The following is a 14,439-nucleotide window of genomic DNA, read 5'->3' on the forward strand; positions in this document are numbered from 1 at the left end:
AGCCCGGCTCCACCCCTCCCCCGGAAAGACAAGACGATGGCCGATTCGATCATCACTCCCGACCTGATCGCTCTGGACGCCGATTTCGGCACCGACAAACAGTCGGTGATCACCGCACTGGCCGACAAGCTCGCCGCCACGGGCCGCACCACCGACGCCGCCACGGTCAGCCGGGCAGCCCTGGACCGCGAAGCCAGCTCCGCGACGGGCCTGCCCGGCGGCATCGCCATCCCACACTGCCGCTCGGCCGCGGTCACCACCGCCTCCCTCGCCTTCGCCCGCCTGTCCCCCGGTGTCGACTTCGGTGCTCCCGACGGCCCCGCCGACCTGGTCTTCCTCATCGCCGCACCCGAAGGCGCGGGCGCCGAACACATGAAACTCCTGTCCGCCCTGGCCCGCGCCCTGGTGCGCCCGGCATTCGTCGCGGATCTGCGTGCGGCGCGCACACCGGCGGAGATCGTTTCCCTGGTCGACAACGTCATCCATCCGCCACCCGCGGCATCGGGCTCCACCGCCGCGCCCGCCAGCAGCTCGGGTACCGGTGGTGCGGCAACCGGTGCTGCCCAGGCCGGTGCCGAATCCGCTGGCGGACGTGCTGACGGTGCCCGTGGGGCCGGCGCTGGACCAGACGCCGGTGCTGCGCCCAGTGCGGGTGCCGGTGCTGCGTCGGGTGGCGGTGACGGGCCCGGCGCTGGTACCGGTACCGGTACCGACGACGTGTCCGGTCCCGGTGACGCGTCCGGCGGCGGTGCTCCGTCCGGCAGCGACGCACCCGCCAGCGGCGACGCACCCGCCAGCGGCAGCGCTGCGCCAGGCGGCGGTACTGCGACCGGCGGGGGTGCACCCACAGGTTCGACTTCAGCCGACGACACGACCGCGGGCGGCGGGCCGCCGGTTCCGGCCTCGGCCGAAGGCGCAGGCGCTCGCAAGAAGATCGTGGCGGTGACGGCTTGCCCCACGGGGATCGCCCACACCTATATGGCAGCCGACTCGTTGAGCGCGGCCGGGGAGCGGGCCGGGGTCGACGTGGCGGTGGAGACCCAGGGGTCCAGTGGTGGGGACAAGCTCGATCCGGACGTCATCGCCGCCGCCGACGCGGTCATCTTCGCCACCGATGTGGGTGTGAAGGATCGCGCCCGGTTCGCCGGTAAGCCGGTGGTCGAGTCCGGCGTCAAGCGCGCCATCAACGAACCGGACACGATGATCGCCGAGGCGGTGACCGCCGCCGACACCCCGGGCGCGGCCACTGTCGGCGGCTCGGCGCCGACGCTGGACAAGGCGGCCAAGGGCATCGGCTGGGGTACCCGGCTGCGGCAGATCCTGCTCACCGGGGTGAGCTACATGATCCCGTTCGTCGCGGCGGGCGGTCTGCTCATCGCGTTGAGTTTCCTGCTCGGCGGGTACGAAATCAGTGACACCTCCGCCTCGATCGTGCTCGACAATTCGATCACCGACCTACCCGACGGCGGCTTGGCCGCCTACTTCGGTGCGGTACTCAACCAGATCGGTGTGCTGGCGTTCAGTTTCCTGGTCCCCGCGCTGGCCGGCTACATCGCGTTCGCGATCGCCGACCGGCCCGGTCTGGCGCCCGGTTTCACCGCCGGTGCCATCGCGGTGTTCGTGGGCGCGGGCTTCCTCGGCGGTCTCGTCGGCGGCCTGGTCGCCGGGTTCGCGGCACTGTGGGTGAGCAAGCTGCCGGTGCCGACGTGGGCGCGTGGGTTGATGCCGGTGGTGGTGATTCCGCTGCTCGCCTCCCTGATCGTCGGTGTCCTGATGTTCGTGTTGCTCGGTAAGCCGCTCGCGGCGGTCACCGAGGCGCTCTCGGAGTGGCTCGGCGGCCTGTCCGGCACTTCGGCCGTCGCGCTCGGGGTGATCCTGGGCGTGATGATGTGCTTCGACCTCGGCGGGCCCGTCAACAAGGCTGCCTACTCGTTCGCCGCCGCCGGCCTGTCGGTGTCGGATCCGGCCACGTTGCGGATCATGGCCGCGGTGATGGCGGCCGGGATGGTGCCGCCACTGGCGATGGCGTTGTCGACCATGTTGCGCCCGCGCCTCTACACCGAGGCCGAACGCGAGAACGGGGTGGCGGCCTGGCTGCTGGGTGCCTCGTTCATCTCCGAAGGCGCCATCCCGTTCGCCGCGGCCGACCCGCTGCGGGTGTTGCCGTCGATGATGGTCGGCGGTGCGGTCACCGGTGGTCTGGTGATGGCCACCGAGGTCACGCTCAGCGCGCCGCACGGCGGCTTCTTCGTGTTCTTCGCGATCGGGCATATCGCCTGGTTCGTGGTGGCGGTACTGGCCGGCACCGTGGTCGCGGCCCTGTGTGTCACCGTCGCCAAGGAGCTCACCCGCAAACAACCTGTTCTCACCCCCGCGTAATCCCTCACACAAGGAGAAAGTCCATGCCAAGCACCACCGTCACCGTCGGCTCCTCGGTCGGCCTGCACGCCCGCCCTGCCGCCCTGATCGCCGAGGCCGTCGGCGCGGCCGGCGTCCCCGTCACCATCGCCCTGCCGGACGGCGATCCGGTGGACGCCGGATCGGCCCTGATGATCATGACCCTGGGTGCGGGCCAGGGTGCCGAGGTGGTCGTCACGACCGACGACCAGCCCACCCTCGACAGGATCGTCGAACTGGTGGCCAGCGACTTGGACGCTTGACCGAGGCCCCGGCCCGGCGGATGTCGTGGACTCGGTCCCGCTCCGCCGGGTCGCGGCAGATCACGCGAGGCGGCTCGTCGCACGTCCGCTGCGGGCAGTGACGAGGAGCAGCGCAAGGGCCGAATAGACCGCTGCGATCACCAGATTGAGCACGGCCTGCCCGGACTGCCCGTGGTCGAGTCGTTCGAGCGCGGCGATGGTGATCACTCCCGACCCGAAGAAGAATCCCGCGGTCAGCGCTGGTTCCGCGATGCGGCGAGGCAGGAAGGCCGCGACCACGAGGACCAGTGAGAAGGCGAAGTCGGGTACCGCGAAGATGTTGTCGGTCCGGTATTCGGCGTTGAATGTCAGGGCGGCGATCAACCAGACACTGACCGGGATTGCGGCGATTCGCGCGATGACGATCAAGGACATCATCAACCGTTCGGCCGTTCCGGTTCGGCCAGCGACAAGATCGAATCGACCAGGCCGGGGAATTTGGCGTCGAGTTCGACGAGCCGCGTGGTGTTCATCCGTTGCCTGCCACTGTCGAACTGGCGGATCAGCCCCGCATTGCGCAGGGCTTTGAAGTGGTGACTCAGCGTGGACGGTGCGATGCCGAGGCCGAAGGTGCCGCACGGGCGGTCCCCTTCCTCGATCAGCATTCGCACGATCCGCCGCCGCGTGGGGTCGGCGAGCGCATGCAGTACCTCGTCGATCTGCACGTTCGCGATGTCGGGGTGTTCGACCGACTTCCATCGTCCGAGGGGCACGGCACTCCTTGTCTCTTCGATGGTTCTCGAAGAGATGTTAGCCTGTGAGCGGTCCATTCCATAGTCCTCGAAGAGATTCGAGAAGGCCATGCAGGCGACCCACCCCTTTGCTCTGAGCTCACCCCACCGAGGCGGCTCGGGGCATCCGCCGACCTGCGGGCCGATGCCGCGCCCCGGAAAAAGAACAAGGCCCGGAACCTGAGTTCCGGGCCTTGACTTGTTGTAGCGGGGACAGGATTTGAACCTGCGACCTCTGGGTTATGAGCCCAGCGAGCTACCGAGCTGCTCCACCCCGCGTCGGTGTGAACACAACATTACACACGGGTGAGCGTGAAAGACAAATCAGCATGTCAGTGGCGGTTTCGGGGCTGATTGCCGCGAACTTCACCCACGCGCGCACTACTGCCGAGCGGAAAAGTGTGACGCGCGCCTCCATGACCGCTGATCCACCGGGTGCGTGCGGGCAATCGGGCGCCAACAGAGCGAATCGCGTGAGCGGCATCACTATCTCTACGTGATCTCGGGCACATAACGCCGCAATAACAAACCGCTCGGGGTTCAGGTATTCCCGCCGGGTACGGCGCATAAACATCGAAAAGACGACTGTTCGAATCACATAACCGTCCCGTTATCAAGATGTGATCGGCGCAGATTTGTTGGTTAGCGTCTCCCCCATGACTGAGACCCGGAAATTCCGCACCCGTGCCCTTGGCGTCGCTGCCATCACCGGCGCCCTGGTTGCCGTTCCGTTCAGCCTCGGCACCAGCACTGCCGCCGCTGCCACCCACAACTGGGACGGCGTCGCCCAGTGCGAGAGCGGTGGCAACTGGGGCATCAACACCGGCAACGGCTACTACGGCGGCCTGCAGTTCTCGCAGAGCACCTGGGCCGCCAACGGTGGCCAGGGTTCGGCGCACAACGCCAGCAAGGAAGAGCAGATCCGGGTGGCGGAGAACGTGCTCGCCACCCAGGGCGTCGGCGCCTGGCCGCACTGCGGCCAGTACCTGCAGTCCGGCGCCTCCGAGCCGGAACCGCAGCCCGAGCCCGCCCCGGCCGTCGAGGAGCCCGCCCTCGAGCTGCCTGCCGAGCTTCCCGTCGACCTGCCGGTCGAGCTGCCCGCCGAGGCACCCACCGCCGCACAAGCCGCTGTGGACCAGGCCACCTCCGCCGGCCTCGCCCTGGCCGAGCAGTACGGCGTGGTCGTCCAGTACCAGGACCTGCTCGACGCCTACTCCCCGCTGCTCCAGCAGATCGGCCGCTGACCCGCTCTCCCCCTGCAACAGAAAAGGCCCCGCCGAATCCGGCGGGGCCTTTCCTGGCTTGTCAGCGCCCGGCGTCCTGGTACGCCTGGGCGGCGGCGTCGAGTTCCTGCAGGGCCTTGCCGAGGTCCTCGAAGTTGCCCGACCGCATCGCGGTGCGCAACGCCTCGACCTTGCGATCGAGTTCGGCGGCCGCCGCGTCCCTGTCACCACCGGTGGTCGGCGGCAGCGGATCGGTCCCGTCGTCGACCGGCGGTTGGGTACCACTGCCCGTGCCGTCCACCGGCGGGGTCGCCTCCGGCTTCGGACGCGTCGAGGGATCACCGCCGAACGGGGTGGCCAGCGCACCCGCACCGGGCAGCACCTGGTTCAGTGCCTCGGCCAGAGTCGAGGCGTACCCGACGCGCACACCACCGCCCGCGTCGCGATAGCTGACCAGTACGCGCAGCAGCTGCGGGAAGGTCGACGAACCGGTGTTGCGCTCGTTGTAGAACGGTTCGACGTACAGGATCCCGCCGTCGGCCACCGGCAAGGTCAGCAGGTTGCCGTACTTGATCTTGTTCGAGTTGGACAACAACGTTTTCTCTTGCGACACCCTGGGTGCCGTCGTTATCCGGTTCTGTGTCTGCTGCGGGCCCAGTGTCTGGGTGTCTGTCGGCAGCGTGAGAATCGTGAACTTGCCGTAGCCCTCCGGATCGGAATTCACCGAGATGTAGGACGACAGGAACTCACGGTTGTAGCCGACCATCGCCGAGGTCAGGTTGAAGACCGGCTCGTTGGTGTCCTTGTTACCGAGCAGCACGTAGTACGGGGGCTGGTTGAAGCTGCCCCCCTCGATCGTCGGATCGCTGGGCACCGACCAGAACGCGTTGTTGGTGAAGAACTCGCGCGGGTTGTCCACGTGGTACTTGGTGAGCATTTCGCGCTGCACCTTGAACAGGTCTTCCGGGTAGCGGAAGTGGGCGCGCAGCTCGGGCGAGATCTCGCTCTCCGGCTCGACAGTGTTCGGGAACACCCCGCGCCACGCCTGCAGGACCGGATCGCTGGGATCGGTTTCGTACAGGGTGACCGAGCCGTCGTAAGCGTCGACGGTGGCCTTCACCGAGTTGCGGATGTAGCTGACCTCCTTGCGCGGGATGGTCCGGCCGGTCTTCTTGTCGATGCTGTCCTCGACGGCACCGTCGAGCGAGGTCGACTGCGCGTAGGGGTACTTGTCGAGGGTGGTGTAGGCGTCGACGATCCACACGATCCGCTGGTCGATGACCGCCGGGTAGGGGTTGCCGTCGGTGGTCAGCCACGGCGCCACCTTCTGCACCCGATCGCGCGGCGAGCGGTTGAACAGGATCTTGGAGTCCTCGCTGATCGCCGAGGAGAACAGGATGTTGCGCTCGCCGTACTTGGCGGCGAAGGCGAGCCGGTTGAACCAGCTGCCCACCGGGACGCCACCGTTGCCGTCGTAGGTGAACTGGGCCTCGTCGGAGTCGTACTCGCGCGGGGCCTCACCCTCGGCGGCGCCGACGATGGCGTAGTCGGGATCGGATTCGGCGATCAGCTCACCGAAGTAGACCCGGGGCTGTTCCACCTTGATCCGCTGCTTCTCGATATCGGTGAACAGGTCGCTCACCATGAACAGCGGGTAACCCGAGTCGCTGCCGCCGGTCGAGCTCTGCGCGTCGGACTGCGGCTTGTTCACCCGGTTGGCCGGCGCGGCCACGAAGCCGTTGCCGTGGGTGTAGACGGTGTGCTTGTTGATCCAGTCCTGCTGGTTGCCCGACAGCGCCGCCGGATCCAGCTCGCGCGCGGCAACGATGTAGTCCTGGGTGTCCCCGTTGAGGGTGTACCGGTCGATGTCGAGCGATTCGGGGAAGCCGTAGAAGTTCTTGCGCTGCTGGAGCTGGGTGAAGGTGGGCGAGAGGATGTTCGGGTCGAGCAACCGGGCGTTGCCGATGGTCTCCGCGTCGGCGGGGACGTCGAGCGGGCTCTTCTGGCTCTCACCCGGATAGCTCTGGTACTCGACGTTGTCGTCGGTGATGCCGTAGGCCTCACGCGTGGCTTGAATGTTTCGCTCGATATAGGGGCTTTCCTTCTCGGCCGCGTTGGGGCGCACCGAGAACTGCTCGACCACCATCGGCCACACCGCACCGACCAGGATCGACGACAACACCAGCAACGCGGCCGCCATCGCGGGCACCCGCAGATCCCGCAGCACGATGCCGGCGAAGAACGCCACCGCGCAGATCACCGCGATCGAGAGCAGGATCAGCTTGGCAGGCAACACCGAGTTGATGTCGGTGAACGACGGACCACTGAAGGTGGGTTCCTTGCGGGTGCTCGACAGCAGGTCGTAGCGGTCGAACCAGTACGCGATCGCCTTGAGCAGCACGAAGATTCCGGCGATCACCGCGAGCTGTACCCGCGCGGCCCTGGTGAGGGTGCCCTCGCGACCGGCCAGGCGCAGGCCGCCGAACACGTAGTGGGTCACCAGGTTCGCGAAGAACGCGATCACCACGGCGACGAACAGCCAGTTCAGCACCATCCGGTAGAACGGCAGGTCGAAGGTGTAGAACCCGATGTCGAGATGGAACTGCGGGTCCTGCTGACCGAACTCGCCGCCGTGCAGGAACAGCTGGACCGTAGCCCAATTGGCCTGCGCGACCAGCCCGGACAGCAGTCCGAGCAGCACCGGGATGCCGATGCCGAACAGCCGCAGCTTGCTCATCACGGTGATGCGGTAGCGCGCGATCGGGTCGTTGGGACCGGCGTCGGGCACGAACACCGGCCGCGACCGGTAGCCCAGCAGCAGCGCCGCCCACACCACGACGCCGACGAACAGCGCGACGACGAGGAACAGGAGCACCCGCGTGCGCAACACGCCGAGATACACACTGCGATAGCCGACTTCGCCGAACCACATCCAATTGGTGTAGGCGTCGGTGAGTCGAGGCCCGAACAGCAGCAGTGCCGCGAGCACGACAGCTGCCACCAGCAGCACACGGCTGCGTCGGGACAACGAAGGTAAGCCGTTGGGGGGCCGCATGCCCACGGTGCCACTCTCCCAGGTCCGGCGGTCCGACGCCGAGTTGATCGGCGCCGACACCGCGTCCGATGTTGCGGATGGTCCGAAACCGGACCGTTGGCGCCCACTCTACGGAAATCGGACACCGTGTAAGCGGCAGGGGCGAAAATGATTGGATGGACAGGTGACCGATGACGAGCACGCCGAAGTTCTCCTCGCCCGCTGTGTGCGCGAGGTCGTCGAGTTCGCCGACGCCGAGGGCTGGGGCAATCCGCCGCAGATGTTCGCGTTGGTGCCGACCGCCGACCTGGCCGCGGCCGAACCGGACCTACAGGATCAGCTCGACGACGGCAGTGAGCTCACGCCCGTCGCCCAGGAAGCCTTCCCCGACGACATCACCGGCGGGTCGATGGCACTCGACGAGTTCCTGGCCACCACCACCTGGCCGCCCGCGGTCGAAGGTTGCGTGCTGGTGCAGGAGATCGTGGTACTGCCGCCCGATGCCGAGAGCGATCTCGACGAGGCGCTGGTTCCCTTGCTGGCCGACGACGAAGCCGCCGACGCGGCCGGGCGTGCCGCCGCCCTCGCCCATCCGGGCCGCCGCGAGGCCCGGCTCATCGCGGGCGTGTTGCGCCAGGGCGCCTCGCTGTGCCTGCTGCAGATCCGCCCCGAGGACGACGACGGCTTCGGCGACCTCGACCTGCGCACCTACCCTGATCTGGCGCAGGGGCTGGTCGAAGCGCTGCACCACACGCTGGAGTGAGCAGTCGCGCTCGCCGCGCACCGTGGCCGGGGCCGCCCGCTCAGCCGCAGCTGATCGGCTCGCGACCCGCGTCGATGTCGGCCAGCGAGGCGATCGCACTGTCGAGGGTCTCGACCCTCACCAGTCGCAAGCCCTCGGGCGCGCGTTGCCTGGCCTCGTTGCAGTTGTCGGCCGGCACCAGGAAGGTCTCCGCGCCGACTTCGCGAGCCGCCATCATCTTGTACTGAATGCCACCGATCGGGCCGACCTTGCCCGTTTCGTCGATGGTGCCGGTGCCGGCGACGAACCGGCCGCCGTTGAGTTCACCGGGCGAGAGTTTGTCGATCAGGGCGAGACTGAACATCAATCCGGCCGAGGGGCCGCCGATGTCGGCGAGGTTGAACTCCACCTGGAGCGGCGGGCGCCCGCCTTCGCCGAGCATGATGCCGAGGAAACCCTTGGCCGGGTCCTCGGGGTGGGCGGCCAGGGTGATCGGTGCGCTGTTCTCGGCGTCGCCGCGGCGGTAGTCGACCGTGACGGTGGTGCCGGGCGGCGTCTCGGCCACCAGGTCGATCACGTCTTCGGGCGCGTTGATCGGGGTGTCGTCGATCCTGATCAGCTGGTCGCCGGTTTCCAGCACACCGTCGGCCGGGCCTTCGTCGTCACCGAATCCGCGCACCAGTACCGCTGTGGGCATGTCCAGGTAGTTCAGCGCGGCGACCTCGGCGTTGCTCTCGGATTGCTTGAACTCCTGCTGGTTGGACTTGTCGATCTCCTCGCGCGACACTTCCGGCGGGTACACCTCCGCGCGCGGCACCAGGCCGTGCTCACCGCTGACCCAGAAGCCGAACGCCTCGAACAGGTTGAGTTCGTCGCGCACCGAGACCGTGGTCATGTTGAGGTGCCCGGTGGTCGGGTCCAGCGGGGCGCCGGTGACATCGACCACCTGCTTGTCGTCGACTTGCCCGAGGGTGTCGAAGGTCGGGCCCGGTCCGAGGGCGACGAACGGCACGGTGACCACGCTGCCGACCACGCCGAGCACGAGGACGGGCACCAAGGCCACGATCAGGGTGAGGATCCGACGATTCACTCCGACCACAGTAGTGATCGGCTGTGGCCGCCGACGGCAGTGGCACGCTTTTGCCACGCGGGCGTCGTCACCGATTTCGCGATGCGCGAACACCGTCGATGCTGGGTGCCCGCGTAACGTATGAAGTATGAGCGATCTCCCCTTCGGCTTCTCGGACCGCGACGACGACGATTCCGGCAAGCGTCGCGACGAGGGCAACGGACCCGGCGGATCGGACCCGTTCGGTCTCGGCGCGGGTGGTGCGGGCGGATTCGACCCCTCCCAGCTCGGTCAGATGCTGACCCAGCTCGGGCAGATGATCAGCGGCATGGGCCAGGGCGGTCCGGGCGGCGCGCAGTCGGGGCCGGTCAATTACGACGTGGCCAAGCGGCTGGCCCGCCAGCAGCTCGGCACCACCGTGGCCCCGATCACGACGAGCACCACCACCGCGGTGGCCGACGCGTCGCGCCTGGCCGAGCTGTGGCTCGACGGCGCGACCGTGCTGCCCGCCGGTGCCACCAGAACGGTCGCCTGGACTCCGAACGACTGGATCGAGGAGACCCTGCCCACCTGGAAGCGCCTGTGCGACCCGGTGGCCGAGCAGATCTCGGGCATGTGGACCGCGCAGTTGCCCGAGGAGGCCAAGCAATTCGCCGGGCCGATGGTGGGCATGCTCGGGCAGATGGGCGGGCTGGCGTTCGGCTCCCAGCTCGGGCAGGCGCTCGGTCAGCTGGCCAAGGAGGTGCTGACCTCCACCGATATCGGGCTGCCACTCGGACCGGCCGGGACCGCGGCGCTGCTGCCAACGGCGATCGCGTCGTTCAGCGCGGGCCTCGAGCAGCCCGAGAGCGAGATCATGGTGTTCCTGGCCGCCCGCGAAGCCGCCCACCAGCGACTGTTCGCACACGTGCCGTGGCTGCGCCAGCAGGTGCTCGGTGCGGTCGAGGCGTATGCGCGCGGCATCAAGATGGACTTCTCCGCGCTCGAGGAAGCCGCGCAGAACATCGACCCGTCGATGCTCAGCGACCCGTCCAAGCTCGAGGAACTGCTCTCCCAGGGCACGTTCGAACCGCAGACCACGCCCGAACAGAAGGCCGCCCTCGAGCGCCTCGAGACGCTGCTCGCACTGATCGAGGGCTGGGTGGATGTGGTGGTCACCGATGCGGTCGGTGAGCGGCTGCCCGGCGCCACCGCACTGTCGGAGACGCTGCGCCGTCGCCGGGCCACCGGTGGACCGGCCGAGCAGACCTTCGCGACCCTGGTGGGTCTGGAGCTGCGTCCACGCAAGGTGCGCGAGGCCTCGGCGCTGTGGCGCAGGCTCACCACCGATGCCGGCATGGAGCGCCGCGACGGCGTGTGGGCGCACCCCGACCTGCTGCCCGACTCCAGCGATCTGGACTCCTCGGCCGGTTTCATCGACTCCGTGATCGGTGGCGGCACCGGAGCTTTCGACGACCCGCTGGCCCAGCTCGCCGAGACCGAAGCGCGCGAGCGTGGCGAAGGCAAGGGCGGCGAGAAGAAGAAGTCCGACGAGTCCGGTGACGACCCGGACACCGGTACCGAACGCCCCTGACCGACACCGCGTGCACCGGCGGCGGAAAAACCGCGCCGCCGGTGCACGCGACACGGCTTCGTGGCACTTTCGCGTGTCGACTCGCCGATACGACGGGCGGTACATCGTCTGTTCACAATTCGAGATCGCCGGGCCGACACGCCGAAAAACTGTGGATAACTACGCTTTCGGCGCCGAACCGGGTGGGCGGTGGTGCCGATACTTCTGGCATGACGACCTCAACGCCGCTCCGCGGACCGATGCTGCACCCGCGCGTGACCACCTTGGTTCGCCCGTCGGGCACAGTACAGCTGGGCTGGGATCCCGAACGTGCACTGCTGCTCGAGACCACCGAACTCGACACCGGCACGGTGCTCGCCTTCCTGCGGCTGCTCGACGGGCTGCAGTCGCGGCCACAGATCATCTGGCGCGCCGGCGAATTCGGCATCCCACCCGAGCGCACCAGCGCGCTGCTCACCGCGATCGAACGTGCCGGGCTGCTCCTGCAACCCGAACGCAAACAGGGCCGGATCCGCGCTGTCACGGTGCACGGCCTCGGTCCGCTCTCGGACGCGCTGACGGTCGGGCTGCGCCGGATGGGCGTGCGGCCGACCCGGTCGCGGGAGTACCGGCGCGAGATCCCGGTCGGCGCCGACGGCTGTGATCTGGTGGTGCTCACCGACGCGCTGATGATCGATCCCGCATTGTCGGTGGAGCTGGTCCTGCGTCGAATGCCACATCTGCAGGTGCGGGTGCGCGACGGCATCGGCGTGGTCGGACCGCTGGTGCTGCCGGGCCGCACCAGCTGTTTGCGCTGCGCCGATCTGACCCGCGCCGACTTCGATGCCGACTGGCCGCACCTGGCGGCCCAGCTGCTCGGCCGCACCGGCCACGCCTCCCCCGCCGGCGTGGCGGCGACGACCGCACTGGCCCTGGGTGAGCTGGAGTCGATCATCGCGTGCTCGCCGCGCCGCCGCCCCGCCACCCTGGACGCCACTGTGGAATTGGACCTCGACACCCACGAGATGCAACGGCGCCCGTGGCCGCCGCACCCGGACTGCGGCTGCCGATCACTGGCCGCGCACGAGGCGGGAGCCCGGCGATGACACCGGGTGTGAGCATTCCCATGGCACACAGGCCACAGGTTCGGCCATGATGGACAGTGTGTCCGAGATCGTGCGCCGCAGTTCCAGCCGCAATGCCAAACTGGCCAAAATTCCGCTCGGTATCGCGGGGCGAGCCGCCGTCGGGTTCGGCAGAAAGCTCGCCGGAGGTGACAAGCAGCAGATCAACGCGACGCTGAACCAGAAGGCCGCCGAACAGTTGTTCACCGTGCTCGGTGAGCTCAAGGGCGGTGCGATGAAGTTCGGCCAGGCACTGAGCGTGATGGAAGCCGCGGTACCGGAGGAATTCGGCGAGCACTACCGCGAGGCGCTCACCAAACTGCAGGCCGCCGCCCCGCCGATGCCGGCCGCGACCGTGCACCGGGTGCTGGACCAGCAGCTGGGCACCAAGTGGCGCGAACGCTTCGAGTCCTTCGACGACGAGCCCGCCGCGTCGGCCAGCATCGGCCAGGTGCATCGCGCCGTCTGGTCCGACGGACGCGCGGTGGCGGTGAAGGTGCAGTACCCCGGCGCCGACGAAGCCCTGCGCGCCGACCTGAAGACGCTGTCGCGGATGACCGGGTTGATGTCGTCGGTACTGCCCGGCGTCGATGTGAAACCACTGCTGGCCGAGATCACCGCACGCACCGAAGAGGAACTCGACTACCGCATCGAGGCCGCCAACCAGCGGCGCTTCGCCGCGGCGTTCGACGGGCACCCGAACATCGTGGTCCCCAAGGTGGTGGCCGGCGCACCGAAGGTGATCGTGACCGAGTGGCTCGAGGGCACCCCGGTGTCGGCCCTGATCGCCGCGGGCGCGCGGGATCCGGAAGGCACTCGCGCGCAACGCGATCGGGTGGCCGAGCTGATGGGCACCTTCCACTTCTGCTCCCCCGAGCTGGTCGGTCTGCTGCACAGCGACCCGCATCCGGGCAACTTCCTGGTGCGCTCCGACGGCAAGCTGGCCGTGCTCGACTTCGGCGCGTGTGCTCCCATGCCCGACGGTTTCCCCGACGTCCTGGGCCGGATGCTGGCCCTGGCCGTCGCCGAGGATCATGCCGCGCTCACCGACCTGCTCTACGAACACGGCTGGGTGATTCCGGGTCGCACCGTGACCCATGAGGAGATCGAGGCGTATCTGCGGCCGTTCAGCGACCCGATCCGCACCGACACCTTCCATTTCACCCGCGCGTGGATGCAACGGGTCGCGGGCATAGCCTCGGAGTTCACCAGCCCCGAGATGAAGACCGCTCGCGCCCTGCAGCTTCCGGCCGAATACCTGATGATCTTCCGGGTGCTCGGCGGCTCGGTGGGCATCCTGGCCCAGCTCGACGCGGAACTGGCCTTCATGCAATTGGTGCGCACCTGGGTGCCGGGTTTCCGCGCCGAACGCGCCTCCTAGCCCTACCGGGCAAACGAACCGCCCACCGAGACTCGGTGAGCGGTTCGCTTGCGGTGCATACCTTTTCCGGGCTTCATGCCGAGATCGCGACCTTACGCGGGCGACCACGCGGACGCTTGCGGGCGATCACGACACCCTGGTCGAAGATCTCCCCACCCCAGACGCCCCACGGCTCGGCGCGATCGATGGCGGCACTCAGGCAGCCCTTGCGGATCGGGCAGGCCGCACACAGTTCCTTGGCCTGCTCGAGATCGGTGGGGCTCTCGGCGAACCACAGATCGGGATTGCCGGCCCGGCAGGGCAGGGTCCTGGTGACCTCACGGACGCGAGGGCTCTGCGCCACGGTTCGGCATGTCACGTCAGTAGTGGCCGTCGGCCAGTCCTGGGCGGTGAACACGTCGTTCTCCTTCAGCTCGTTTGCAGCGGTCGTGGTGTTCGGTGTGCGAACCCGGTGCCTGCGGCTGAGGAGCCGATAAGAATGGCCACGGATTTCGCTTCTCGCGATCCGTGGCCAGGAGGTCTGGGAGGTTGTTCCCTACCTAGTTCGACATCTGTGTCGAGACCTGAGCACGGTCGCTGGGTAAACGCGGAGGCGGGTTGCGCCGCCGTCGAATGCCGGTGCGTATCCGGCTTCATCGGCGAAGAGCGCCGGTGCCGAGACGGCGACCGGCTGCCAACCCACGCTGGGCTTGTCCTGGAGACGAATCGAGGGGTGCTGATGAACGACAGTCATCGGCACAGCGCTGATATCGACGCCGGACAGACCGGTCCCCTGCAGAGCGAGGACCCCCCGGGAGGCGGACACCATGAATTCGTTCACCAGTGCGCGATTGCCCATCGCGTCGAACGTGGTGTTGCTGTTCATCTGACTGCCTCCCTCCTGA

At 68.1% G+C, this 14,439-nt stretch carries 13 protein-coding genes and 1 tRNA gene; 7 read left to right on the top strand and 7 right to left on the bottom strand.

Annotation, left to right across the window (positions count from 1 at the left end; all coding sequences use genetic code 11):
- Positions 1 to 36: 36 nt before the first annotated feature.
- Entirely contained in the window at positions 37 to 2,379 is a 2,343-nt protein-coding gene (locus ACFO5K_RS13795) for a PTS fructose transporter subunit IIABC (RefSeq protein ID WP_378561418.1), read from the top strand.
- A gap of 23 nt (positions 2,380 to 2,402) precedes the next feature.
- Complete coding sequence (locus ACFO5K_RS13800) at positions 2,403 to 2,660, top strand: HPr family phosphocarrier protein (protein ID WP_378561421.1); 258 nt, start codon at positions 2,403 to 2,405, stop codon at positions 2,658 to 2,660.
- 60 nt (positions 2,661 to 2,720) lie between these two features.
- Here ACFO5K_RS13800 and ACFO5K_RS13805 read toward each other — a convergent pair whose 3' ends face one another.
- The 3 genes from ACFO5K_RS13805 to ACFO5K_RS13815 form a co-directional block, all read right to left on the bottom strand.
- The gene (locus tag ACFO5K_RS13805; RefSeq protein WP_378561424.1) at positions 2,721 to 3,074 is read right to left on the bottom strand and encodes a hypothetical protein; all 354 of its coding nucleotides are present in this window, start codon (positions 3,072 to 3,074) and stop codon (positions 2,721 to 2,723) included.
- A 2-nt stretch (positions 3,075 to 3,076) separates the two neighbouring features.
- Positions 3,077 to 3,412 (bottom strand): ArsR/SmtB family transcription factor, encoded by a 336-nt coding sequence (locus ACFO5K_RS13810; protein WP_378561427.1) that lies wholly within the window; start codon positions 3,410 to 3,412, stop codon positions 3,077 to 3,079.
- A 223-nt stretch (positions 3,413 to 3,635) separates the two neighbouring features.
- A tRNA-Met gene (locus tag ACFO5K_RS13815) sits at positions 3,636 to 3,709 on the bottom strand.
- 377 nt (positions 3,710 to 4,086) lie between these two features.
- On the opposite strand from ACFO5K_RS13815, the gene ACFO5K_RS13820 reads away from it, so the two are divergent.
- Complete coding sequence (locus ACFO5K_RS13820; RefSeq protein ID WP_378561430.1) at positions 4,087 to 4,674, top strand: transglycosylase family protein; 588 nt, start codon at positions 4,087 to 4,089, stop codon at positions 4,672 to 4,674.
- A 61-nt stretch (positions 4,675 to 4,735) separates the two neighbouring features.
- Here the strand turns inward: ACFO5K_RS13820 and ACFO5K_RS13825 are convergent, their stop codons facing one another.
- The gene (locus ACFO5K_RS13825) at positions 4,736 to 7,714 is read right to left on the bottom strand and encodes a UPF0182 family protein (RefSeq protein ID WP_378561433.1); all 2,979 of its coding nucleotides are present in this window, start codon (positions 7,712 to 7,714) and stop codon (positions 4,736 to 4,738) included.
- 157 nt (positions 7,715 to 7,871) lie between these two features.
- Here ACFO5K_RS13825 and ACFO5K_RS13830 point away from each other — a divergent pair, with 157 nt between their 5' ends.
- Positions 7,872 to 8,450: a PPA1309 family protein gene (locus ACFO5K_RS13830; RefSeq protein ID WP_378561436.1), complete on the top strand. Its 579-nt coding sequence runs from the start codon at positions 7,872 to 7,874 to the stop codon at positions 8,448 to 8,450.
- A 40-nt stretch (positions 8,451 to 8,490) separates the two neighbouring features.
- Here the strand turns inward: ACFO5K_RS13830 and ACFO5K_RS13835 are convergent, their stop codons facing one another.
- Entirely contained in the window at positions 8,491 to 9,519 is a 1,029-nt protein-coding gene (locus ACFO5K_RS13835) for a YlbL family protein (protein WP_378561439.1), read from the bottom strand.
- Positions 9,520 to 9,646: 127 nt separating this feature from the next.
- Between ACFO5K_RS13835 and ACFO5K_RS13840 the strand changes: the two genes are divergently transcribed.
- The 3 genes from ACFO5K_RS13840 to ACFO5K_RS13850 all read left to right on the top strand — a co-directional run bounded on the left by ACFO5K_RS13840 (position 9,647) and on the right by ACFO5K_RS13850 (position 13,555).
- A complete protein-coding gene (locus ACFO5K_RS13840; RefSeq protein ID WP_378561441.1) occupies positions 9,647 to 11,071 on the top strand; it encodes a zinc-dependent metalloprotease in 1,425 nt (474 codons plus the stop codon).
- Positions 11,072 to 11,280: 209 nt separating this feature from the next.
- Positions 11,281 to 12,156 (top strand): TOMM precursor leader peptide-binding protein, encoded by an 876-nt coding sequence (locus ACFO5K_RS13845; protein ID WP_378561444.1) that lies wholly within the window; start codon positions 11,281 to 11,283, stop codon positions 12,154 to 12,156.
- A gap of 46 nt (positions 12,157 to 12,202) precedes the next feature.
- Entirely contained in the window at positions 12,203 to 13,555 is a 1,353-nt protein-coding gene (locus ACFO5K_RS13850; RefSeq protein WP_378561447.1) for an ABC1 kinase family protein, read from the top strand.
- Positions 13,556 to 13,628: 73 nt separating this feature from the next.
- Here the strand turns inward: ACFO5K_RS13850 and ACFO5K_RS13855 are convergent, their stop codons facing one another.
- Positions 13,629 to 13,952 (bottom strand): WhiB family transcriptional regulator, encoded by a 324-nt coding sequence (locus tag ACFO5K_RS13855; protein ID WP_378561450.1) that lies wholly within the window; start codon positions 13,950 to 13,952, stop codon positions 13,629 to 13,631.
- Between the two features lie 138 nt (positions 13,953 to 14,090).
- Positions 14,091 to 14,420: a hypothetical protein gene (locus ACFO5K_RS13860; RefSeq protein WP_378561453.1), complete on the bottom strand. Its 330-nt coding sequence runs from the start codon at positions 14,418 to 14,420 to the stop codon at positions 14,091 to 14,093.
- Between the last annotated feature and the right edge of the window lie 19 nt (positions 14,421 to 14,439).

This window comes from Nocardia halotolerans, assembly GCF_042650145.1.
GTDB lineage: Bacteria > Actinomycetota > Actinomycetes > Mycobacteriales > Mycobacteriaceae > Nocardia > Nocardia halotolerans.